The organism is Allobosea sp. RAF48 (assembly GCF_052114025.1).
Taxonomy (GTDB): Bacteria; Pseudomonadota; Alphaproteobacteria; order Rhizobiales; family Beijerinckiaceae; genus Allobosea.
The window spans coordinates 16,104-39,232 of record NZ_JBFRDZ010000017.1 but is presented as its reverse complement, the minus strand read 5'-3'; the positions used below and the strand labels follow the sequence as shown (position 1 = coordinate 39,232).

Sequence of the window (23,129 nt, the reverse complement as noted above, 5' to 3'; positions counted from 1 at the left end):
ACCGGCGAGCCGGACTGCGGAACATCGCAGGCCGGCCTTTGATCACTTCACCAGTGCGATTTCGCTCGGCCGCCAGCTCTTGTCGAAGAACGACGGCAACGGGCTGTACAGGCGCAAGATCGTGAACCAGCCCTTGCCGGGGTCGGTCTGGATCCAGTTTCCGCGTGCCACGCCCTTCGGCTGCGTCGGTCCGAAATAGACCGTGGTCGTGCCATCGGCGGCAGCTTCAGCCGCGGGCGAGGGATAGTCCTGGCTGCCGGCGCGCGGGTATTTCTGCGGCGTCTGCAGCATCGATCGCGTCTGGTTGTCGTAGAGCGTGAACGACCAGAATGCCGCGGCTGGGATGTCCTTGGGCAGCGTCACCTTGTAGGTCTTGGCACCGTCAAAGGGGGTTCCCTCGGGATCGAGGAAGCCCATGAGATACTGCGAGCCGACACCCGGAATGCGCATGATCATGCCCGGGGAGTCCAACGTGTAGCCGTAGTAGAAGGCCGTGCGGGAATCGAGCGTGCGCGCGCCGGTCGGTGCAAGCGGCTTGAACATGCCGTCCTTGAAGATCGGCGGCGGGGTTTCAAAAAACGCGCCGCCCTCCCACAGCATGCTGCCCCACTGCGAGCCTTCGTAGTAGGCCCAATCCGGGTGCTTCATCGCATAGCGCCAGTTGAGCGACCGCCCGCTCGCCTGGCCGACAACGGCCGCGTCCGACAGGATCTTCTTCATGCGCTCGTCGGGCGCGAACTTCTTGCCATGCACGATGCCGATCGCGGCAAGCTGTCCTGCGAGCTCGACATCATAGCTGGTGGCGGGCTCGCTCTGGACGTTCTCGTTGATCAGTTCGAAGAAATCGTACCCGCTCGGCGGTATCGTGTTGAACGAGCGCCCGCTGGCCTCAACGAACTTCATCTCGGGAATCTTCGGCTCGCCCGCGATGTGCACCTTACCCTCAAGGGCCTGGGCAATGCTCGTTCCGTAGGAACCCGGCTTGTAGGGATAGATCTTCAGGTTTCGCTTGACGTTCTCGACGGCCGGTTTCGGATCGCCGCCGACGAGATAGGCCCGCGCGGCATAGAGTGCGAGGTTTGTCTTGGAACGGGCGACAAAGTAGCCGCCCTCAGGCAGCGGGCCGTCATAGTCAGGACCCACGATCAGATATTTGCCGCCGAGGCCACGATCCGGGCCCGGCGTGCCGATGTCGATGATCCAGGAGAACCACATGTCGTTGATGGTACCCACGGCGTTCGGCGGCTGCTCTAGCACCACCGGGCCTTTGCTCAGATCGAGCGCTGTGAGGTAGTAAACGGTGTCCGCATTCGCCGTCAGGAACAGCGAGCTCGAATCCATGAGCTCAGAAAAGATGGCGACATCGCCCGGCTTGACGCCGAGGCCTTCAAAGCCCTTGACGATCGCCAGCGCCGAGGCGCCGCGGAAGCTGTTGTTGTAGACGTTGAGCGCACGGGTGAAATCGAGCGTGTCATATACTTTGCGAGCAGTTTCGGCGGTCGGTGCACCGTCCTTGAACTCCAGCGTGCCGATGCGCGTCTGTGCCGTATCGGGCGCGCCGAGAGATCGAACGGTCTCTTGTGGAACCTGCGCAACGGCAGCGGCAGAGGGCAGCGCGAGGGCACCGACCACAGTAGCGCCGGCCAATTTCAGGTAGCGTTTCATGGTTTTTCATCCTTTGTCGCAGTTCGGGATGCCCGGTGCCGCACCCAGCACCACGCGTCAGTATGGTCGGAGATAATTATTGCGCCAGATTGATAGCGGGCGGCTGCCGTAACACCGGCGCCCATCTACTTGGCATAGTCAGAAATCGATCCCGCCGCCGCCGGCCCCACCGTAATAGACGACGACACGAGACGGATTTCAGGTCCGCCAATACCGGCGCAAGATCATATCAGTAACAGGGCGGGTAGAACGTTCGACGCGGCTTGCTTGTCCTCCTACTTCGGGAACAGGAACTGGAGCTGAGCCCTGAGCTGCCAATCGGCTGCTCCGGAGGGCTTTGCGACATTGTAGTAGGCTGCGAGCTGCGCGTTGACGGGCTGATGCCCGATCTTGAACACGCGCCCAAAACCGCCTCCGATCGGCACCGTCCAGCGGTCGCCACCGCCGGCTTCCCAGTTGGCGGTGATGATGGGAGACGAGGTCAGATACCAGCCGCCGTGGAGGTTGTAGTTCACGAAGGGCTGTAGGGTCATCGCGTTGACCGCGCCGCGGTTGCTCTTACCCGCGAAGGACCAGACGTTGTTGACGAGGACGCCGACAACCCAGGGCCCTTCGATCGCCAGGGCCACGAAGGCCGGGCCCGCCGAGTACTTGCCGGCCGTGAGGGTCTTGTCAGTGCCGGTCGGGAGCACGAAGGTCGGGCCTATGCCCCAGATGATGCCGCGCGTCGGCTGCTTCGGCGAGAAGAAGAAGCTCGGGTTGATGTCGCCCAGGCCGAACTCGCGGTCGCCATTCACCGTCAGGGCCGGTTGCGCGATCACCGGCGTGATCCAGCGCGTGATCAGATTCCAGTCCTTGCCCAGCGTGATCGGGATCACGGGCTGGATGTTGAGGACATTCTGCAGTTGCTTGTGTGGGCCGACGTTGAAATTGAAGTTGTTCTGGAAAGGCAGGCTGATCATGTCGGCAACGGGGTTCTGCGCCGCCTTGGCCAGATCGTCGGTGCTTTTCCCGTGCTCCTCCTGCGCGATAGCGAAAGAGCTGCCACTGCCCGCCAGGATGGCGAATGCGAGCCAGAATCCTAATCGCCGGCGGCCCCTGTGCAATTCAATCATGAGGTGCTCCATCTGACCTCCAGCCCGCTGTAACCGGTGGAACAGCGTGGCCCAGCGATAAGCAGCAGGCGCACTGATTGAACCGGGCGCATCCTCAGCATTGGTCCGCCACTCCCTTCAGGCTCAGCGCGAATAATCGGCGCGTCGGCGTCGGTGATGCCGGATAGCCCGCTGTGGTGTTGCGAGAGTTCCGAATGCTCGTCCGATGCCCCGCACGTCCCGCCGCTCACCCTATCCTCCGTTAGTCCGCGCAATCTCGACAAGCACCGACAGCACCAATTGGCGACCGCGCTTCCGTCTCGCCATCTCGTATCGGCTCACGGAGGCAAGTCTTGCCATCTCGCGCCAAACCCTGCGGCTCGGAACCGCCTGCATTCGGACTTATGTCGCGCCATCTGTCTTGAACAGCGGGGGCCGGTGCGGTTGATCAGCGTCGATCAGGCTTCCCAGCGCGGAAAGCCACGGGAAGACACTTGGTGCCTGACGAAACGTCCGCATGGGGCGTGATCAAACGCGATCTCAGTCGATCGGCAACGTCCGGTGTCTGGCAGCGCCTCAACGTCTGCAGATGGCGCGCAACAGTTGGCCTTCTCTCTGGCGGAGCCAATTCGTGAGCGCGATCATCCGTAGGATTTCGGCTTGCGCCGATTTCGCCTGCGCTGCTCGACCATCGATGAAGTGTTGCCGATCAACTGGCGCAACACGAAACAGCAGGCAATGTCCGGGACAATGCTTGAATGGGCAGCTCCGCTGTCAGCGCAAGCCCGAAAAGGCAAGTAATCACGGCCCTTCTCGAAGCCGGTCAAGTAGCGACGCTTTCTCCTGCCCCAGAGAGCCGCAGCTCGCCCGTCGACCGCAGGCGAAACCCGCTTGCTGCATCGAAGAGGTGGGCGGCCCCTGCCGGAATCGTCAAAGCGAGCGCTCCGGCGTGGTCATAAGTGCAACCCTTAGGTAGGATGACGGCCACCTCATGCGGCCCGACCGAGCAATAGGCTGCGCGGCTGCTCCCGAGTTCTTCGACGAGATCGACCGTGCCAGAGAGCGTGCTGCCATCGATGCTCGTCGCGACCAGGATATCCTCGGGCCGGATGCCGAAGGTGAGCTTCGTCCCCGGTGTCGCGTCACAGCTCGCGATCTGGATCGAGGAGCCAGGGACGCCGTCGATGCCGATGCGCCCCGGCTCGATGACCGTCGCTGGCAGCAGGTTCATCGCAGGCGCGCCCATGAAGCCGGCGACGAAGGTCGAGGCCGGCCTGTCGTAGATCTCCGCCGGTGCGCCGATTTGCTCGACCCGGCCGCCATTCATCACGATCAGCGTATCGGCGAGCGTCATCGCCTCGACCTGATCGTGGGTCACGAAGATCGAGGTGGCTTTCAGCCGCTTGTGCAGGCGCTTGATCTCGATGCGCATCGAGACCCTGAGCTTGGCGTCGAGGTTCGAGAGCGGCTCGTCGAAGAGGAAGAGCTGCGGCTCGCGGACGATCGCCCGGCCCATGGCGACGCGCTGACGCTGCCCGCCCGAGAGCTGGACCGGGCGGCGGTCGAGATAATCCGAGAGGTCGAGGATCGCGGCTGCCTCGCGTACGCGCCGCCCCCGCTCGGGCTTGGGAATCCGCGCGATCTTGAGCGGGTAGGCGATGTTCTCGGCGACCGTCATGTGGGGATAGAGCGCATAGTTCTGGAAGACCATGGCGCAGCCGCGATCGGCCGGGTCGAGATCGTTGACGATCTGGCCGTTGATCGCGATCTCACCTTCGGTGATGTCCTCCAGTCCAGCGATCATGCGCAGCAAGGTGGACTTGCCGCAGCCGGACGGGCCGACGATGACGACGAACTGCCCCTGATCGATTTCGACGTCGACGCCGTGCAGGACCTGCTTGCCGGCATAGCTCTTGCGGAGCCCGGAAAGGGAAAGCTGGGCCATGTCAGGCATCCTCCAGCAGGCGCGTCTTCAGCGCGGCGATAGTGGCGTCGGTGAGGCCGATCGCGAGCAGATAGGCTTCGACCGAGCCGTGATTATCGCCGATATGTGAGATGGTGGCCGCCATGGTCCGCGGCTCGCAGGCGAGCAACGGGCGCAAGGCCGGGATATCCGCTCCGCGCTCCTCGGCCTCCGCGATCAGCCGATCGAGCAGCGGCGCGATCATCCGCTTGGTCAGGGCGTAGTCGTCGAGGATGGTCTCCGTCTCAACGCCGGCCAGTGCCAGCAGCAGCGCGGCGATGAGGCCGGTGCGGTCCTTGCCGGCGGTGCAGTGGAACAGCACGACGCCCTGCGGCGCCTCGGCGATCAGCGTCAGCACCTGCGAAAGCGCTGCATGCCGGGTGGTGAGCGCCTGGATGTAGAGATCGAGCAGGACGTCGCCGGCGGATAGGTCGCCGGGCGCCAGCCGTTCGAACAGCGAGACATTGTGATAGGCGATAGCCGGATGCGCGTGGAAGGGGTTGGGCCGGCTTTCCAGCTCGTGATCGTGCCGCAGGTCGATGACGGTGGTGACGCCCTCTCTCATCAGCACGGCCATGCCGACTTCGTCGAGATGGTGCAGGCCGTCGGCGCGCAGGATGCGGCGCCAGCGCGTCTCCCCTGGACCGGCGGCATAGCCGCCGAGATCGCGGATATTGAAGGTGCCGGGGACCGGCAGATGGCGTTGGCTGACGGGCATCATCGGATTCCGGATTTCATGAAGGACTGGATCACCTGCCGCTGCAGGACGACGTAGATGACGAGGATCGGCAGGCTGGCCATGGTCGAGGCGGCCATCAGCGGGCCCCATTGCGTGCCCTCCGAGCTCATGAACATCTGGATGCCGATCTGGACGACGCTGTTCTGCGGCGAGCGCGACAGCAGCAGCGGCCAGAAATACTCGTTCCAGGTCGAGATGAAGATCAGGATCGCCAGCGAGGCGATGGTGCCGCGCAGATTGGGCGTGACGATCTCCCACAGGATGCGCCAGCTCTGGGCGCCGTCCATCCGTGCCGCTTCCAGCACCTCGCGGGGGAAGGAACGCATCGACTGTGCCAGCAGGAGGATGGCGAGCGCCGCGGCGAAATGCGGCAGGATCAGCGCCAAGAGATTGTCGAGCAGGCCGAGATTGGCGACGAGCAGATAGTTCGGGATCATCACCACCTGGAAGGGCACGAGCCAAGTCAGCGCGATCAGCGTGTAGATCAGCTTGTCGAAGGGAAAGCGCCAGCGGGCGAAGGCATAGGCCGCCAGGAGCCCGGTGAAGAGCTGCACGACCGTGACGGTGGCGGCGACCACCAGCGTATTGATCAGCATCCGCAGGATCGGGATCGCCTTCAGCGCATAGGCGTAGTTGTCGAGCGAGGCCGTGCTCGGCCAGAGCGAGGTCTCGAAGATCGCGTTCGCCGGGCGCAGCGACGTGACGATCATCCAGTAGACCGGGAACAGGCAGAAGATCGCCAGCACCACCATCACCAGATGGCCGGCGGCGGTGTTCCAGCCCCAGCCCGCTTTCACTTTGCGCGGGCGGCGGGCCGGCCTCGGCAACGGCCGCGCCGGCGTGAGCGTCATCGCGTCAGTTGTCATGGAAGGAGTACCTGTCCATCAGGCGGAAGAGCACGAAGGCGAGCGCGCCGAAGCTGAGGAAGAGGATGACGGCCGCAGCCGAACTCCAGCCCACCGAGAGGGTGGAGAAGCCGAAATCCCAGAGAATGTAGAAGATATTGGTGGTGGACCCGAGCGGCCCGCCGCCGGTCAGCACGTGGATGTAGGAGAAGCTCCATTGCGCGCCGAGCAGGATCGTCATCAGCGTCAGGAAGAGGATGGTCGAACGCAGCAGCGGCAGGCGGATGTCGCGGATGATCTCCCATTTCGAGGCGCCGTCCATGCGCGCGGCCTCGATCAGCGACGGGTTGATGTTGGCGTTGGCGGCCGAGAGGATCAGCGTCGAGAAACCGATCAGCTTCCAGCCCGTCAGGACGATAATGGTCCAGATCGCGACGGCAGGATCCTGCAGGAAGCGGACGGGGCGAAAGCCGAAGAGCGTGATCGCTTCGTTGACCATGCCGTGGCCGGGATCCAGCAGCCAGCGCCAGACCGCGGCGGCGACCACGGGAGCGATGATCATCGGCACGAAGATGATGGCGCGATAGATGTTGCGGGAGCGGGCCGGCAGGTCGTGCGTGTAGATCGCGACCGCCACCGGGACGATGACGGCGAGCGGCACAAGGCCGAGGATGTAGATGCCGGTGTTGCGCAGCGCCAGCCAGAACTTCGGCAGGGCGAAGATATTCTGGTAGTTCGTCCAGCCGACGAAGGTCATCGGCGCGCCCGGCAGCATGTTCCAGCGGAAGAAGCTGAGCCGGAAGGCATCGAGCAGCGGCCAGTAGATCCAGAGGATCAGCGTAACGACTGCTGGCGCCAGATAGAGCCAGGGCGCAATCCGCCCGGCCGAGGCGCGCCGGGTCGGCGCGGCAAGACGGGCCAGGCGCCGGGGCTGCGACGGGGCCTGCATGGGGCCGCTCAACGTGGCGTCCGACATCGGGGCTCTCGATAATGGGGGTGAAAGACGTCCTGTGAGCAYGGCCCAGCGCAAGCTGGGCCGGCGTCGTCGTTGATCAGTGCGGCATCAGCGCCTGGGCACCGTCCTGTGCAGCCTTCATGGCCTCGGCAGGCTTCATGCCGCCGAACACGGCCATCTCCGCACCTTCCATCATCATCTTCTGGATCTGGCGGTAGTTCGGGCCAGGGAAGGAGACCCAGGGCTCCAGCATCGCGAGCTGTTCGAGATTGGGCTTGATCAGCGGATGCTTCTTGACCCAGTCGCCGAGATATCGCGGATCGTCGACGATGTCGGTGCGCAGCGGCAGGTAGCCGATCTGGGAGGTGATGACGGTATAGGCCTCCTTCGAGGTCATGAACTTCATCAGCTCCCAGGCGGCGCGGCGCTTGAGCTGATCGCGGCTGAGGATCACCAGCGCGCTGCCCGAGTTGTTCGGGCGCTGCGGCTTCTCGCCGAAGCGCGGCATCGTCGAAGCGCGCAAGTCGAACTTGCCCTGCGCGCCGCGGATCAGGAAGCCCTGGATGGCGGAGGTCTGCAGGTACATGCCGATATTGCCGGCGGCCATGCCTTCCATCGCCGCGTCGATCTCTAGATTGGTGTAGGCGCCGCTCTCATAGAGGTCGCGCAGCATTGCAACGGCCTCCACCGAGGCCGGCTCGGCGAAGGAGAGCGTCTTGCGGTCCTGCGTCAGCAGGCTGCCATTATTGGAGCGCAGCACGCCCTGGAACAGCCAGTCGCCGGCCGAGGGGCCGAAGATGCCGGTCGCGATGCCGGCCGCCTTGGTCTTCCTGGTGATGGCGAGCGCCGCGGTCTTGACCTCCGCCCAGGTCTTCGGCGGATTGTCGGGGTCGAGGCCCGCTGCCTTGAACAGGTCGGCGTTGTAGAACAGCACCGGGGTCGAGAAGGTGTAGGCGAGGCCGTAGGTCTTGCCGTTCATCATGCCGAGCTTCAGCCCGTTGGGCGACATCCCCGCGAAATGCGCCTTGCGCTCATCCTCCGGCACGATGTCCTCGAGCGCCGCGACGCCGAGATTGTCGACGCCGAAGGCGAGGTCGGAGAACACCAGTTGCACGACGTCCGGGATGCGGCCGGCGGCGACGTCGGCCTGCACGCGGCTGGTCAGCTCAAAGGAGCTCGCGCCGACCGGCTCGACTTTGATGTTGGGATTGGCGGCTTCAAATTGGGCGATCAGCCGTTTGGTCGCCTCGGCGCCGTTGCCGGCGGAGGCGAGGTTGTAGTTGTAGTAGCTGATCGTCACCGGGCGGTCGACGGTCGTGGGCACGGGCTGGGCGAGCACCGGAAAGATGGCGCCCGCAGCCAGGAGCGCGAGAGCGCCCTGCAGGAAAGACCTGGCGTTCTTGATCATGGTTCCTCCGGGGAAGGTCATTCAGCAGCCAGCGCCGCGGCGTGGGCCTCGGCCTCGTAGCGCTTGATGATCTCGGCCATGCCCGAGAAGCTGTGGACCTTGAGCTCGCGGCGCTCGGCCGGCTGCGGCACGAAGGAGATCGTCAGCCCCGAGGGACGGACGGTCCCGATCGCGAAGGAGGCGCCGGAGACCATGCGCAGCTCCTCGTGCAGGCGCAGCACGTCGGTCGCGGCGTGCTGGCCGATGCCGACGATGACCGGGATGCCGTGCCAGTTGCTGACGCGATCGTAATGGATATGGCCGGAGAGGATGCCGAGTACGTTCCTGCGGCCATCTAGCAGCGCGCGCAGCGCTTCCGTATCGGCGAAGGAGAGGGCCTCCCACTCCAGATCCGGCTGGTCGGCGTCGAGTGCCGGCGCGTGGTGCATTGCGATCAGCTTCGGCAACTCGGGCTCGCGGTCGAGCTCCGCCGCCAGCCAGTCGAGCTGGCCCGGTTCGAAATGCCCGCCGATCTTATAGGGCGTGCTGGTGTCGACGAGAATGACATGGACGCCGTCGATCACGGCAGAATGGTCGTAAGGCGCGGACAGGTCCTCGGTCCGGCCGAGCATGGCCGGGTAGAAACCCTGGCGCTTGTCATGGTTGCCGAGGGTGAAGAGCACGGGCAGGTCGAGCGCGGCCTCGGCCAGGATGGCCTTGAGCTGCTCGTAGCTGCCGATGTCGCCGCGATTGGTCAGGTCGCCGCTGGCGATCACGAAGCTTGGCTTCGGCTCGACGCGCTTAACATCGGCGAGGATCGCCCGCAGCGTGGCGGAGGTGTCGGAATAGAGATGGTCGTCCTGCACGGCCGGGTCGCCGATATGCAGGTCGGTGAGGTGGACGAAGGTCAGCGGGTGCGACATGGCGGAGCTCTGCGTCAAATCGAGGGGGCGCAGACGGACACGCTTGCCGGAGGCCGCGTATTCGCTCTTGCGCGAGGACGGCGGCACCGCTACCTAGTCATCATGACAACCGAATGAACGTTCATTCAATCATGGATGCCATCGTTTTCGACAAGCGCGAGCGAATCCTCGCCGCGGCTGCCACGCTGATCGTGCGCAATGGCTTGCAATGCTCGATGGCGGAAATCGCCGCGACGGCGGGCGTCGCCACTGGCTCGCTCTACACCTACTTCAAGTCGAAGGACGACCTGATCCGCGGCGTCTATGCGCAACTGACCGAGGCCGTCGCCACGGCGCTGATCGTCGAGCATGATGCCGCAGCCGCCCCCGAGGCGCGGCTGCGCCGCTATATCGAGGACTATATCGCGTTCATCTGGGCGGATGCCGACCGGGCGCTGCTGTTCGAATATCTCTCGAATGTGCCGCTCGTTCCGGCGGCCGAGATGCTGCAGATCTTCGCACCCGTCACAGCCTTCACCAACGGCGTCATCCGGGATGCCCGCGAGACCGGCGTGCTGCGCGACTTCGGTAGCCACGACATGGGCGCGTTCATCGGTGGCGGGCTGCGCAACACCCTGAAATGGATGCGCGCCCGCGGCGAAGAGCTCAGCCCGGAAAGGCGCCGGCAGCTCGTAGCGATGTGCTGGTCGGCGATCGCTGCCGAGCCCACGATGGCCGGCAAGGATTGACCGCGCCTAGGCGCACTCGGGCGTTCCGGCCCGACACATCGACAAATATTGCGACGGCGGATGCTACGAGTCGTTACCTGAGCTCCATTCGCGCATATCGACCCGGTGGCTGGCCGACGTGGCGGCTGAAGGCCGTGCTGAACGTGCTCGCGGAACCATAGCCGACACGCTTGGCGACTTCGTCCAGCGCAACATCCTGGCTGCGCAGAATGTCCTTCGCCACAGCCATGCGCCAGGCGAGAAGATATTCCATCGGACGAAGCCCGATCGTGCGCGCGAAGCGGTCGAAGAAGGCGGAGCGCGACATTCCCGCCGCATTGGCGAGTTCGACTACCGTCCAGGCGCGTTGCGGATCGTCGTGCATATCGCGCAATGCCTTTGCGACGCGTGCGTCCGACAGTCCGCGCAGCAGGCCGGGCGGCGTATCCTTTCCTTGCGACGAGCGAAGCGCTTCGATCAGCAGCACTTCGACGAGACGGGCCAGAACGAGGTCGCGTCCGACATTCTCTGCGTTCGCCTCCTCGCCGACGAGCCGCACAAGCGTGGACAGCCTCTCGACGCCGCGGATGTGCGCGATCGTCGGCAGCAGCGACACCAGCAGAGCGCTATCCGGCGAAGCGAACTCGAAATAGCCACCGAGCAGGCGGACATCGGGCGGGCCATCGGGGCGGCCATGCCGGACCTCCTCCGTCGGGGCAGGCGTCGCCTTGGGATCGATACGCTTTGGCGGCGCCCGCTCGAAGCCCGACATGGTGAAGGCTGGCGTTGCCGGCAGCAACACGAAATCACCGTTCTCAAGCGTGACAGGCTGCTCTCCATCGACCGCAAGGCGGCATCTGCCCTCTAGGACGGCACAGAAGCCTGGTTGGCCGAAGGCGGAATATCGAACGGCCCAGCAACCTGCGCCGCTGATGCTCTTGGAGAAGACCGCGCGCGGTCGCAGCAATTCAATGAACTGGGTGAGTGGATCAGGCATTCGGACTTCCGAAAACTAATCTCGGACTTATGATTGATGATAGTCCTGATTGTGGAGGCTATTTCTCTCTCGTCAACGCGAAAGAGGATCATCCTTATGAAAGCCGTGCTCATCACCGGCTGCTCGTCAGGCTATGGCCTGGAGACCGCGCGCCACTTCCATGCCCAAGGCTGGACCGTCATCGCCACCATGCGTAATCCGCGCGAAGGCCTCCTGCCGAAGTCGGACCGGCTGCGCGTGCTGCCCCTAGATGTCACCCGGTCCGAAAGCATCGCTGCTGTCCTTGAAGCGAGCGGCCCAATCGACGCCCTCGTCAACAATGCCGGGATCGGCGTGGTGGGTGCCTTCGAGGCCACGCCCATGTCGCATGTGCGCAAGGTCTTCGAGACCAACACGTTCGGCGTGATGGCGATGACGCAGGCAATCATCCCGCAGTTCCGCGCGCGCCGCTCGGGCGTCGTCGTCAACGTGACATCGAGCGTGACGCTTGCCGCTATGCCGCTGGCAGCGGCCTACACCGCGAGCAAGCAGGCCATCGAAGGCTTCACGGGGTCCCTGTCGCACGAACTTGGACACTTCGGCGTCCGGGCCAAGCTGGTCGAGCCGGGCTACGGGCCGACGACACGCTTCGCGCAGAATACCAATGTGCGCATCGAGGATCTGATTCCGGAAGCCTATGCCGCCTTTGCTGCCCCGATTTTCGAGGCGTTCGCAAAGCCGGCAATGGTGACGAAGGAGACCGATGTTGCAGAAGCTGTCTGGCAGGCGGTCAACGACGTCTCCGGGCAGCTCCGGTTTCCCGCAGGCCCCGACGCCATAGCCCTGGCGCAAGCCCTCCCGGGCTGAGAACCGCCCTGAGATAACGAAAGGCGGCGCGGCTTAAACGACCTTGCCGCCATCGTGGCCTTTCAGCGCAACAATCCATCGACGATGCCGGCGGGCTTACGTTCAAGCCGCTTTTGATTGTCGGTACCGTTCGATCGCCCGGTCCCTCAGCTCGTCCTCATCCTCCGCGACAGCTACCAGCGCGGCAACGATATAGGCCAGCCTGACACGTTCTCGCTCGTCAAAGGCATCGGGAATGCTGTCTCTGACTTCGTTCCAAGCAGCCTCCAAGGCCCCCTGCGCCCGAGCGAGGTCGACAGGATCACTCAGCGATGAGAATGGCATAACTCCCACCTCCGTAACGATAATGGACGGAGGAAAAATTAGCGCGCTGCTCCGACATGGCAATGTCAAATGCTAAGCCGGCCCCTTTTCGGAGACCGGGCCAAGCTTGGTGCGGCCGTCCTTTGATACGCCGCATATTCGACCACTTGGACGACCAGGCGGTTCTCAACAGAATAGGCCTCCCCCAGCTATCCGCTTAGTCGTCGTAGTGGACGAGGTGATCGCCGAAGTACGCGTTCTTCATCAGGCTGCCCATGGAGCTCAGCGTGTCGCCGAGCTTCACGAGCGCCTTGGAATGGAGCAGGCCTCCTTCATCGAACAGGCCGCCGCCGTTGATGGCCTCGAGGTCTTCGTCATTCAGGGCAACGTTGTTGAGTTCTTCGTTCATGACCGGCTCCTTTCGACTGGGTGTGATGTCGTTGGGGCGGTTATAGGAGCCTGCGACTTACACCGGCCTTACAGCTCAGCTCTCGGTCGATCTCGCAGAACACGGCCTCTTTCGCAGCTCATGTTGACTCGCTGGACCGGCAGGAATTTCAGCAGGTGGCTTGGGAAATCGCACTACGTTCGACGGACGATCGGCGGCCTCCGTTCGCACGACCGCCTCCATCACGAGACCGATCGCGCGCCGCAGCTGATCATGCTCCTGCGTTTCGGCCACCAAGGTCTGAGCGGCTTTGATTAAGTGCGCGCGCGTGGCCGCGTAGTCGGTTTCCATTCGGGGTCCCTTTCGAACATCGGGACGCTGCCACCGGAAATGTAAGGCCCTGGAAAGAGATAATCTAAAGTTTTACGTACATTGAATCCGCGACGATCTTATCGGCAGAGGTTGCCGCGCATACTCGATCTGCTAAAGCCACCTTATCGCAAGTGAATATTGGCAGGGAACCATGCCTGATAGCAACACGGAACTGCTTAGCCTCTCAGCAATGGTCGTGGCCGCCTACGTCCAGCACAACAGCTTGCCGCAGTCGGACCTCGCTGGATTGATCCAGCAGACGCACACAGCTCTAACCGGATTGGGCAAAGCGTCCGAGCCGATCCTGGAGGAGGTCAAGCTCGTTCCCGCTGTGCCGATCAAGAAGTCGATCACCCCTGACTGGTTGATCTGCCTCGAGGACGGGAAAAAATTCAAATCCCTGCGGCGCCATCTGACCTCTAAGTTTGGACTGACACCGGCGCAATACCGCGCGAAGTGGGGGCTGCCGTCCGACTACCCGATGGTAGCGCCCAACTACTCCGAAGCTCGAGCGAAACTGGCGAAGTCGCTGGGACTTGGCCGGAAGGCAGCCGCGCCGCTGCCTCCTGCAAAGCCCACTCGCGGCGGCCGGAAAACTCCAACAGCCAAGTAAAATGGGCCAGCTCAACCCAACCTGACCGCGCGAGGTCGAAAGGGGCCGGATCGCTCTTGCTATGGCCTTCAGAGCCGAAATAAAAAAGTCCCCGCTGGCTTCGGCCCGCGGGGCTATGATGCGTGCGTGACAACTGACCCCTGCCGGATATCGGATGCCCCTTCCGCCGCGCCGCAACCATGGCATCCAGTTCCACCATTGATACATTGCCGCAACCGGGTCGTCGGCGGTATGGATCGGTTGAACAGGAGAAGATGCTTCGGGTTGACGCTCGACGGCATCTAGCTTGGCAATGGCCAGCCTCTCCACGAAGTTAATGTGACATCACCCTCTAGTATCGGAAATACCGCAATCGATGAGGCGCTTCATTGTTGCGACGGGCTTTCTTGATGCAGATTAATAAACGCGCGTGACGCCCTGTTAAAAAATAGCCCTGCAGCGCGCACGGCATAAAGGCGGCCCCCCGATTATTGCTGTCGCTGTCGTCCGGCCGCGCGTCATGCGGAGCCGATGGACGCCTCCACGAGCCATGTGGTGGGCGATGCGTCACCAGAAATTAAGAGAAAGGGTGCGCACGTCATGAATAAGGACCAGCACCTCGGAAAGCCGCAAGATGGTGTCGCGGCGAACAGTGAAGACGTCAGACGGCGCGACATTCTCTTGAGCGGCACGTCCTTGGTGGTGGCGTCGGTGCTCACGGGTGGCCTGGCGGACTCCGCTTGGGCTCAGCAGGCCAACAGGCCGAACATCGTCATCATCCTTGCCGACGATCTCGGCAATGCAGACCTTGGCTACCGCGGCAGCGACATAGAGACCCCCAATATCGACAAGCTCGCAGCCGAAGGCGTACGGGCGGAGTCCTTTTACGGAATGCCGGTCTGCACCCCGTCACGGGCGCAGCTGATGACCGGCCGTTATGCCATGCGATACGGCTTGCAGACGCTGGTCATCTTTCCGAGCCATACCTTTGGGTTGGCGACCGACGAGCGCACGCTGGCGTAGGCCCTGAAGGACGTCGGCTATCAGACGGCGATGGTCGGCAAGTGGCACGTCGGCCATGCCGATCGGAAATACTGGCCACAGAGCCGCGGCTTCGAGCACTTCTACGGCAACCTCGTCGGCGAGGTGGACTATTTCTCCAAGGAGCGAGGCGGGATCATTGATTGGCAGCGGGACCGCAATTTCGTCGAGAAAGACGGTTACTTCACGACACTGATCGGCAACGAGGCCGTGAACATCATTGAGAAGCACGACACGTCGGGGCCGCTGTTTCTCCACGTTGCATCGCTTGCCCCGCACGCTCCCTGTCACGCTCCTAAGCAGGACATCGAGGCCTACAAGAATGCGCCGGGAGATGTGCATCGGCACACCTATGCCGCGCCTCCTGATGCCACAAACGCGCGTCAACTTTTGGCGCCCTGGTCCAATGTCCTGATTGTCAACGGCGCTTCCGCGTCGCGCTGAACCAACCATTCAGGTCGCATCGATTGGGCTGCCGACGTTCCCGATCAGCTGCCCTTTGGCGACGAAGGCGTGCTCAGTTTGGCGCAGGATATAGCCCGGCATCGGCGCCTTGATCTCCAGCGCCGCTGCCGATCGGCCGCCGGTCGGGTGTAGCCGGGCGACGAGCTGCCCGCTCTCGACCTTGTCGCCGAGCGCGACGCAATGCTCCACCAGCGCCGGCCACGGCGCGAGATACTGCCCCTCCGGACCCGCAGTGAAATGCACGCCTGAAAACGGCGCCGGCGCGAGCTGCGGCCTGATGGGGCCGAAATCGGCCAATGCCCGCAGCAGGCCGTCCTCCATGATCGTCAGCTCGGCGGGCTTCATCCGGCCGCCTCCGCCCTCGACCTCGATCGAGGCGAGGTCGGCCAGCTTGGCCGCGCCGCAGGCCGTCTCGTCGATGCCGTCGACATGCTGGACGAAGCGGTAGCCCCAGGCTTCCATCAACCGGTTGAGGCGGGTGTCGTCGACGACGCTCTTCTCCGTCGCGAAGCCGAAGACCATCGGCACCACCGAGACGTCGCCGCCGCCAGCATGGACGTCGATCAGAATGTCGACGGCGGGGAAGAGGCGCCTCGTCACGAAGGCGCAGAGCCGTTCCGTGGGCGTACCGTCGTCCTTGCCGGGGAAGCAGCGGTTCATGTTCTGGCCGTCGAAGGGCGAGAGGCGCTTGCCCTTCTGCGCGGCTGGGAAGTTCAGCGAGGGGATGATGATGACGCGGCCGGTGACATCGGCGGGCGTCAACCGTTCGGCCAGCCGGCGCAGCACGATCTGCGCCTCGTATTCGTCGCCATGGATGCCGCCGAGCAGCAGCACCGAAGCGCCCGCGCCATTGTTGATGCAGCAGATGATATCCCCTGCGATCCCCTCCAGCGGCCCCGCGATCGGGCCGAGGTCCTGGATGATCTTGCCCGGACGGGCCGGGTTGAAATCGGTCAGCATGAATCCAAATCCTGTCTTGCAGCGGATGGGGTCTTCCCCCGTCCGCTGGTTGGCATGGGCCACGTAGGAAGGCTCAGGCGGCGGCGCGGCCGAGCGCGGCGGCCTTGAGCATCTCCGCCGGCTTGTGGAAGCGCAGCGGCGAGAACGGCTCGAGCGCCTCCGGCTTCTCGCCGCTCTGGATCCAGTCCGCGAACAGCTTGGTGAAGCCGAGCGAAATCGCGAAGCCGTGGCCCGACCAGCCATAGCCATAGGTCAGGTTCGGCAGCGCCTCGGCCCGCCCGATCAGCGGTATCTGGTCGACCGCTACCGCCTCGACCCGGGAGGCATCGACGCTGAGGAAGCTGGAATTGTCGATGAAGGGCAGGGTCAGCACCGCGTCGGTGATGTTCTGCGTCATCGAGCTGAGCGAGCCCTTCCACAGCCCCTCCGGGGTATGGCCGACATGGGCGCCGCCGGACAGCATGATCGTGCCGTCGGGCAGTTGCTTCACCGCGAGCCGGCGATGGGCGTGCGAGAGCAGATGGTTGACCGTCTTGTTCAGCGGGTTCGAGACGAAATGCATCTGCGGCATCAGATTCCAGATCGGCCCGAGCTCATGCGGCTTCAGCACCGGCTTCAGCAGCGCCTCAGCGCCGGCATTGGCCACGACGACCAGTTGCGATCCCACCGGCACGCTCTCGCCGCTGGAGAGCTTGACCGCGGTCACCGTGCCGCGGCTCTGCACGATCTCGGTGACCTTCGCGCCCGTGCGGATCACGACGCCGGCCTTTGCCGCCTCCTTGGCGAACTGGCGGGTCGCAAAGCTGTGGTCGCCGACGCCGTCATTCGGGCACCAGATGGCGCCGAGGATGCCGGGCGCCAGTTCCGGCTCGCGCGCCAGGGCCTCGTCGCGCGACAGCACCTGGGAGGGCGTGCCGAGGCTGGACTGGGCGGCGGCCGTAGCTTCCATGCGGCCGCGCACCTCATGCTCGCGATGGCCATAGGAGACGTCGTAGATCTTCAAGCCGCCGACGCGCCGATAGCCGACACCGCCTTCGATCTTCGCCTGGTAGTCGGCCCAGAGCTCCTGCGCCAGTGCGCAGATCGGCAGCTCGCGCAGGTCGCGGCCGCAGGCGCGCACGCCGCGTTCGCCCGGCCCGCCGGAGGCTCCGCCGGCGATCTCGCCGGCTTCGAGCAAGGTGACGCTGCGGCCCGCCTTCGCCAGGCGGTAAGCCAGGCTCGTTCCGTAGATCCCGCCGCCGACGATGACGACTTCGGAGGCGCTGTTGTGATCGGACATCGATCGAATCCTTCGTCTTTCAGCTCGCTTGGATGTGGGGGCGTTGATCCGCGAAATGGCAACTTGCGGCGCTGCGGCCCCCGGGCGCAGGGTGGAGATCGGGCGTTTCCTCGACGCAGCGGCGGGGTAGACGCCCGTCGGGCGTGCCGACGCTCGGCGCGCCGCCGGCCGCGAGGTCGCGGGCGAGAGGGCACCGCGTATGGAAGCTGCAGCCGCTCGGAATGGCCAGCGGACTTGGGATCGAGCCTTCGAGAAGGGCCGGGCGCGCATCGCGCATCGACGGCGCGACCGGTGCGGCGATCGCCATCAGGCTACGCGTATAGGGATGGCGTGGGGTCCCGCAGACCTCCGCCACATCGCCCTGTTCGACGAAGCGCCCGAGATACATGACCCCGACCGCATCGGCCATATGGGCGACCAAGGCGAGGTCGTGGGTGATGACGATATAGGTCAGCGCCAGGCGCGCCTGCAGCTCGGCCAGCAGATTGATGATCTGCGCCTGGACCGAGACGTCGAGCGCGCTGACCGGCTCGTCGAGCACGAGGATTTCCGGTTCGCAGATGATGGCGCGGGCGATGGCGGCGCGTTGGCGCTGGCCGCCCGACAATTCGTGCGGATAGCGCTCCAGATGCGCCGCATTGAGGCCGACCATGGCCATCACCGCGTTGATGCGCTCGATACGGGCGTTGCGCTCTCGATGCAGGCCGTGGACGGTCAGGGCCTCGGCCAGCGTGTCGAACACCGTCATGCGCGGGTCGAGCGAGGCACGCGGGTCCTGCAGCACGAGCTGGACCTTCCGGCGCAGGCTGCGCAAGCCGGCCTTGTCGAGCGCCGAGAGGCGGGTGCCGTCGATCGTGACCTCGCCCTGCGTCGGCTGCAGCAGCCCGACGATCAGCCGGGCGAGCGAGCTTTTGCCGGAGCCGGATTCGCCGACGATGGCGAAGCAGGTTCCCCGCGGCACGCTGAAGGAGACGCCGTCGACAGCGCGGACCACCGGCGCGGCGACGCGGCTCAGGAGTGCCTTGCGGCCGCCGAAATGACGGCTGACCTCCGCGACGACGACGATGTCGTCGAACTCGCCGTCGGCGCGGCGCGGGGGCAGGCGGAAGGGCGCGTTCACAGCTGCCCCTCCTCGGCGAAGAAGCAGGCAATCTCGCGCCGGGCGACCGGGCGGGGCGGCGGCTCGTGCTCGGCGCATTCGGCCCGGCCCAGCGTGCGTGGGCAGCGCGCCCGGAAGGCGCAGCCGGCCGGAAATCGGCCGACCAGAGGCGGCTCGCCGGGGATGCTGCGGAGCGGCTGGCCGCGTGCCTCTCCCCCAGAGGGAGCGGAGGCGCGCAGCGCCAGGGTATAGGGATGCAGCGGGCGTTCCAGCACGGTTGCGACCTCGCCGCTCTCGACGATGCGCCCGGCGTACATGACCGCGACATCGTCCGCGAAGCGCGAGACGAGGTTGAGGTCGTGGGTGACGAGCAGCACCGCCATGCCGCGCTTCATCTGGATCTCGCGCAACAGGGTCAGGATCTGTTGCTGGATCGTGACGTCGAGAGCGCTCGTCGGCTCGTCGGCCAGCAGAACCTGCGGGTCCTGGGCGAGGGCGATGGCAATGACGATGCGCTGCTTCATCCCGCCCGAGAACTGGTGCGGATACATGTCGAGGCGCCGCTCCGGATCCGCGATCCGGACGTCCTTCAGCAGGGAGATGCAGCGCTGCCGCACGGTCCGACCGTCGATCTGCGTGCCCGCCCGCACCGCCTCGGCGATCTGGGCGCCGATGGTAAGAACGGGATTGAGCGCGCTCGCAGCATCCTGGAAGACGACGCCGATCTTGCGCCGGCGCAGCGCACGCAGAGCCGCAGCGGACAAGCCGATCGCAGGTTCGCCACCGATGCGGATGCTTCCCGCCGTGATCGCGACTTCCTGCGGATTGGCCAGCGTGCCGATCGCCCGCAGCAGGGTCGACTTCCCGGAGCCGGACTCGCCGACCAGCGCCAACGTCCGGCCGGGCTGGATCGTGAGATCGACACCGCGGACGACGTCGAGCAGTCCGTCGCGCGCCCGGAACGCCATGCTCAGGCCTCGAACCGAGACGGCGCTCCCGGCTGCGGGCTCGGACACCGTCGTTGTAGGCGCGCTCCGGGTGCCACGCCGCAGGAAGGCGAACAATCGCGCGCGCCCGGCACTGCGGCGGCTGGTCGGGTCGTAGATCACGCGCAGCGCCTCGCCGAGCAGGTTGAAGGCGAGAGCGGAGACGGCGAGGAACAGCCCCGGAAAGGTCGCGAGATAGGGATGGCTGCGGATGTAGGACCGGCTTTCGCCGAGCATCGTGCCCCATTCGGGGAAGGGCGGCTGCGTCCCCAGCCCGAGGAAGCCGAGGCCCGATGCCGAGAGCAGCGTCGAGGCGAAGAGCAGGGTCGAGAGCGTCAGCAGCGTGCCCGCGATGTTCGGGAGCACATGGCGCAGGATAATCCGAGCGGGGTTGGCCCCGAGCGCGGCGGAACCTTCTATGTAGGGTTCGGCCAGGATGCTGAGCGTCACCGCACGGGCGGTGCGCGCGAAAACCGGGATCGAGACGACGCCGACCGCGATGATGACGTTTTGCGTGTTGGCGCCGAGGATCGCCACGACCGCCAGCGCGAAGACGATGTCCGGAAAGCTCAGCATGATGTCGATGACGCGCATCAGCACGGCCTCGATCCAGCCGCGCCGCCAAGCGGCGAGGATGCCGAGCGGCACGCCGATGAGAAACGCCATCGTGACGCCGCCGACGCCGATCCCCAGCGTCGCGCGGGCGCCGATCAGAACGCGGCTGAAGACGTCGCGACCGAGTTGGTCGGTGCCGAACCAATGCGCGGCAGAGGGGGCGCGCAACGTCTGCGCGAAGTTCTGGCGAAAGGCGTCCTGTGGCGCGAGCATCGGCCCGAACACCGCAAGCAGCAGATAGAGGATGACGAGCGTCAGCCCAATCGCGCCTTTCGGCTGGGCTAGGATGCGCCGCAGCAAAGTCCAGCGCTGCCGCGGCGCGGCTCGGCTCGTATCCGCGAGGGGAGGGGCAAGGTTCGCCGCCATGTTCTGCACCAGGCTCATGCCGGCCTCTCTTCCTCGCGCGTGCGCGGGTCGAGCCATTGCGTCAGCAGGTCGGTGACGAGGTTGATGAGGACGAAGAAGACCGCGAACATCAGGATCGCGTATTGGATGACAGGGTAGTCGGCGCGCGATACCGCATCGACGAGCAGGCGGCCGACGCCGGGAATGCCGAAGACCGTCTCCGTCACCACGGAGCCGCCGAGCATGCCGCCGAACTGGACGCCGGCGACGCTCACCGCCGCGATCAGCGAGTTGCGCAGCGCATGTGCGAGCACGACGCGCGTCTCGCTCAGCCCCTTGGCGCGGGCGGTGTCGAGATAATCCTTGCCCATCGTCTCGGTCAGGCTCGCGGCGACGAGCCTGCTGAACATTGCGGCCGGGCGCGTGGCGATCACCAGGATCGGCAGGACGAAATGCGCGGGCGTGGAGGCCCCCGCCGCGGGCAGCCAGCCGAGATTGACCGCAAACAGCCAGATGCACAGCAGGCCGAGCCAGTAGATCGGCATCGAGATGCCGGCGAGCGTCAGCACCGTGATGGCGGCGTCCGCCAGGCCGCCCGGCCGCATGGCGCTGACGATGCCGGCGAGCGTGCCGACGACGACACCGATCAGCAGCCCGCCGATCGAGACGATCAGCGTATTCGGGAGCCGCTCTGCCAGCTCGACGACGACCGGGCGATGGGTCCGGAAGGAGGTCGCGGCGGCAGGGTCCCAGATGCCGCGCAGGAAATGCCCGTAGCGGGAGAGCAGCGGCTCGTTCAGGCCGAGGAACTGGCGGATGCTCTCGATCTCCTCGTTCGAGGCGGTCGGTCCAGCGAGGATCTGCGCCGGATCGCCCGGGATCAGGTCGACGAACAGGAAGACCAGCAGCGAGACCGCGAAGAGTGTCGGCAGCGCACCGCCGAGGCGTCTGAGAACGAACATCGTCCTGCCCTCCCGGCGGCCGCTACTTCAGGGTCACCTTGTCGAAGACCAACGTCTCGTTTGGCTGGACGGCGAAGCCCTGGACGCGGTTGGCGACGCCGATCGCCTGGGTCTGGTACCAGAGGAAGAGGAAGGGCTGGTCCTTCCAGACGATCTCCTGGATCTCGCCATAGATCTCCTTCTGCTTCGCCGGATCGGTCGCGGCGCGGCCCTCCTTGAGCAGCGCGTCGACGCGCGGATTTGTGTAGCCGGACCGGTTGGCGCCGACGCCGGTGAAGAAGAGCCGGTAGAGCGTGTAGTCCATACCGGCGGTGGCGCGTCCGACCATGCCCATATTGTCGGTGCGCTGTGCCGGCTCCATGCCGACGACCTTGGTCCAGGTGCCGCGATCCACAACCAGTGGCGTCGCCTTGATGCCGACATTCTCGAAGGAGCCGGCCAGCGCCTGGCAGACCTGCACGTCCTTGATGTAGCGCCCGGTCGGGCAGGTGAAGCTGAGCGAGAGCTGGCCGGGCTTGTAGCCGACTTCCGCCAGGAGCTTCTTCGCCCCCTCCGGGTCGAATGCGATCGCCGGGAAGGTCTTGCGCAATTCGTCCTGCGTCCCGGGGCCGACCATGCCGACGGACGGCGTGCCGAGCCCGCCGAGGACGCCCTTCGCAATGCCTTCGCGGTCGATCGCGAGATTCAGGGCCTTGCGGACCCGCGCATCGGCGAGCGGGCCGCGCAGCACCATCTCCATGTTGATCGAGAACATGCTCGGTGGCGTCACCACCTTGGCGCTCTTCAGCGCATTGATCGCATCGATCGATTCCGGCGGCACGCGCTCGACGATATCGGCGGCTCCGGTCTCGATCAGCGCCATGCGCGAGCCGTCCTCCGGCACGACGGCGAATTCGATTGCCTTCAGCGTCGCCGGATACTCGCCGGAATATTTCGGGTTCGGCACGAGCCGGAAGCCTTCGCCACCGACGAAGCGCTCGACCATATAGGGGCCGGAGCCCACCGGCTTGCGGCCGTACTCGGCGCCCATTTCCTTGACCGCCTTGACGTTGACGATGCTGGCGGCGGTGCTGGCGAGCAGCATGAGGATATGGCCATTGGGCTCGGCCAGGTGGAATTCGACCGTGTCTTCGCCGACGGCTTTCACCGTACCGAGCGATGCATAGAGGCCGCGATAGATCGAGCCGGTCTTCTCGTCGAGCATGCGGTTGAAGCTTGCCGCAACGGCCTCGGCATTCAGCGGGTCGCCATTGCTGAAGGTCTTGCCGGGTCTGATCTTGACGGTGAAGACCTTGCCGTCAGGCGAGAAGGAGGATTCGGTCGCGAGCCCCTTCTGGACGTTGTTCTGCGGGTCCAGTCGATACAGGCCCTCCAGCACCGCGAGATCGACCGCATTGCCGACCGGTAGATCGTTGAAGGCGGGGTCGAAGGTGGCCGGATCGGCACCGACCGCGACCCGGAGCACGCCGGCCGGCTGTGCCATGGCCTGGATCGCCATGAGAGAGAGGCCGGCGGCCAGCGCCGCCACGGCACAGGATTGACGAAGGCTGCGCATGTTCTGCTGTTCCCCAAGCTGGCAATTTCGTCGGTCGCGCGAGCGC

Annotated in this window: 21 protein-coding genes and 1 pseudogene; 4 read left to right on the top strand and 18 right to left on the bottom strand. The window is 65.1% G+C overall.

The features are described 5' to 3' along the window. Positions 1-42 precede the first annotated feature (42 nt). From AB4Z10_RS25280 to AB4Z10_RS25240, 9 genes are all read right to left on the bottom strand, one after another. On the bottom strand, positions 43-1,665 hold the full coding sequence (locus AB4Z10_RS25280) for a DUF1254 domain-containing protein (protein ID WP_441473165.1): 1,623 nt from the start codon (positions 1,663-1,665) through the stop codon (positions 43-45). A 275-nt stretch (positions 1,666-1,940) separates the two neighbouring features. Further along, on the bottom strand, positions 1,941-2,780 hold the full coding sequence (locus AB4Z10_RS25275) for a hypothetical protein (RefSeq protein WP_441473164.1): 840 nt from the start codon (positions 2,778-2,780) through the stop codon (positions 1,941-1,943). A 620-nt stretch (positions 2,781-3,400) separates the two neighbouring features. Next, positions 3,401-3,586, bottom strand: a complete 186-nt coding sequence (locus AB4Z10_RS25270) for a hypothetical protein (protein WP_441473163.1) — start codon at positions 3,584-3,586, stop codon at positions 3,401-3,403. Further along, positions 3,583-4,704, bottom strand: a complete 1,122-nt coding sequence (locus AB4Z10_RS25265; RefSeq protein ID WP_441473162.1) for an ABC transporter ATP-binding protein — start codon at positions 4,702-4,704, stop codon at positions 3,583-3,585. Before AB4Z10_RS25265 ends, AB4Z10_RS25270 begins: the two co-directional genes overlap by 4 nt. A 1-nt stretch (position 4,705) precedes the next feature. Further along, positions 4,706-5,440, bottom strand: coding sequence for a tyrosine-protein phosphatase (locus AB4Z10_RS25260; protein ID WP_441473161.1), 735 nt, complete (start codon positions 5,438-5,440; stop codon positions 4,706-4,708). Further along, entirely contained in the window at positions 5,440-6,327 is an 888-nt protein-coding gene (locus AB4Z10_RS25255) for a carbohydrate ABC transporter permease (protein ID WP_441473160.1), read from the bottom strand. The genes AB4Z10_RS25260 and AB4Z10_RS25255 overlap by 1 nt, the downstream gene beginning before the upstream one ends. Next, positions 6,317-7,282, bottom strand: coding sequence for a carbohydrate ABC transporter permease (locus AB4Z10_RS25250; RefSeq protein WP_441473159.1), 966 nt, complete (start codon positions 7,280-7,282; stop codon positions 6,317-6,319). The genes AB4Z10_RS25255 and AB4Z10_RS25250 overlap by 11 nt, the downstream gene beginning before the upstream one ends. Before the next feature lie 76 nt (positions 7,283-7,358). Further along, positions 7,359-8,669 carry an ABC transporter substrate-binding protein gene (locus AB4Z10_RS25245; RefSeq protein ID WP_441473158.1) on the bottom strand — a complete coding sequence of 437 codons (1,311 nt, stop codon included), beginning with the start codon at positions 8,667-8,669 and terminating at the stop codon, positions 7,359-7,361. A gap of 17 nt (positions 8,670-8,686) precedes the next feature. Continuing rightward, entirely contained in the window at positions 8,687-9,571 is an 885-nt protein-coding gene (locus tag AB4Z10_RS25240; RefSeq protein WP_441473157.1) for a metallophosphoesterase, read from the bottom strand. Positions 9,572-9,684: 113 nt separating this feature from the next. Here AB4Z10_RS25240 and AB4Z10_RS25235 point away from each other — a divergent pair, with 113 nt between their 5' ends. Next, on the top strand, positions 9,685-10,299 hold the full coding sequence (locus AB4Z10_RS25235) for a TetR/AcrR family transcriptional regulator (protein ID WP_441473156.1): 615 nt from the start codon (positions 9,685-9,687) through the stop codon (positions 10,297-10,299). Positions 10,300-10,372: 73 nt separating this feature from the next. Here AB4Z10_RS25235 and AB4Z10_RS25230 read toward each other — a convergent pair whose 3' ends face one another. Continuing rightward, positions 10,373-11,275 (bottom strand): AraC family transcriptional regulator, encoded by a 903-nt coding sequence (locus AB4Z10_RS25230; RefSeq protein WP_441473155.1) that lies wholly within the window; start codon positions 11,273-11,275, stop codon positions 10,373-10,375. A 96-nt stretch (positions 11,276-11,371) separates the two neighbouring features. Between AB4Z10_RS25230 and AB4Z10_RS25225 the strand changes: the two genes are divergently transcribed. After that, positions 11,372-12,121, top strand: a complete 750-nt coding sequence (locus tag AB4Z10_RS25225; protein WP_441473216.1) for an SDR family oxidoreductase — start codon at positions 11,372-11,374, stop codon at positions 12,119-12,121. A gap of 102 nt (positions 12,122-12,223) precedes the next feature. On the opposite strand, the gene AB4Z10_RS25220 is transcribed toward AB4Z10_RS25225, so the two are convergent. Both AB4Z10_RS25220 and AB4Z10_RS25215 read right to left on the bottom strand, forming a co-directional pair. Then, positions 12,224-12,445 carry a hypothetical protein gene (locus tag AB4Z10_RS25220; protein ID WP_441473154.1) on the bottom strand — a complete coding sequence of 74 codons (222 nt, stop codon included), beginning with the start codon at positions 12,443-12,445 and terminating at the stop codon, positions 12,224-12,226. A gap of 196 nt (positions 12,446-12,641) precedes the next feature. Beyond that, a complete protein-coding gene (locus AB4Z10_RS25215) occupies positions 12,642-12,833 on the bottom strand; it encodes a hypothetical protein (protein WP_441473153.1) in 192 nt (63 codons plus the stop codon). Positions 12,834-13,335: 502 nt separating this feature from the next. Between AB4Z10_RS25215 and AB4Z10_RS25210 the strand changes: the two genes are divergently transcribed. Then, positions 13,336-13,797, top strand: a complete 462-nt coding sequence (locus AB4Z10_RS25210; protein ID WP_441473152.1) for a Ros/MucR family transcriptional regulator — start codon at positions 13,336-13,338, stop codon at positions 13,795-13,797. A gap of 510 nt (positions 13,798-14,307) precedes the next feature. Continuing rightward, a pseudogene (locus AB4Z10_RS25205) lies at positions 14,308-15,261 on the top strand (sulfatase-like hydrolase/transferase). A gap of 9 nt (positions 15,262-15,270) precedes the next feature. On the opposite strand, the gene AB4Z10_RS25200 reads toward AB4Z10_RS25205, so the two are convergent. From AB4Z10_RS25200 to AB4Z10_RS25175, 6 genes are all read right to left on the bottom strand, one after another. Next, complete coding sequence (locus AB4Z10_RS25200; RefSeq protein WP_441473151.1) at positions 15,271-16,242, bottom strand: M14 family metallopeptidase; 972 nt, start codon at positions 16,240-16,242, stop codon at positions 15,271-15,273. Positions 16,243-16,315: 73 nt separating this feature from the next. Next, positions 16,316-17,521: an NAD(P)/FAD-dependent oxidoreductase gene (locus AB4Z10_RS25195; RefSeq protein ID WP_441473150.1), complete on the bottom strand. Its 1,206-nt coding sequence runs from the start codon at positions 17,519-17,521 to the stop codon at positions 16,316-16,318. A gap of 19 nt (positions 17,522-17,540) precedes the next feature. Beyond that, the gene (locus AB4Z10_RS25190; protein WP_441473149.1) at positions 17,541-18,641 is read right to left on the bottom strand and encodes an ABC transporter ATP-binding protein; all 1,101 of its coding nucleotides are present in this window, start codon (positions 18,639-18,641) and stop codon (positions 17,541-17,543) included. Continuing rightward, positions 18,638-20,605 (bottom strand): dipeptide/oligopeptide/nickel ABC transporter permease/ATP-binding protein, encoded by a 1,968-nt coding sequence (locus tag AB4Z10_RS25185; RefSeq protein ID WP_441473148.1) that lies wholly within the window; start codon positions 20,603-20,605, stop codon positions 18,638-18,640. Before AB4Z10_RS25185 ends, AB4Z10_RS25190 begins: the two co-directional genes overlap by 4 nt. Then, positions 20,602-21,528 carry an ABC transporter permease gene (locus AB4Z10_RS25180; protein WP_441473147.1) on the bottom strand — a complete coding sequence of 309 codons (927 nt, stop codon included), beginning with the start codon at positions 21,526-21,528 and terminating at the stop codon, positions 20,602-20,604. The genes AB4Z10_RS25185 and AB4Z10_RS25180 overlap by 4 nt, the downstream gene beginning before the upstream one ends. 22 nt (positions 21,529-21,550) lie before the next feature. After that, positions 21,551-23,083 carry an ABC transporter substrate-binding protein gene (locus tag AB4Z10_RS25175; protein WP_441473146.1) on the bottom strand — a complete coding sequence of 511 codons (1,533 nt, stop codon included), beginning with the start codon at positions 23,081-23,083 and terminating at the stop codon, positions 21,551-21,553. Between the last annotated feature and the right edge of the window lie 46 nt (positions 23,084-23,129).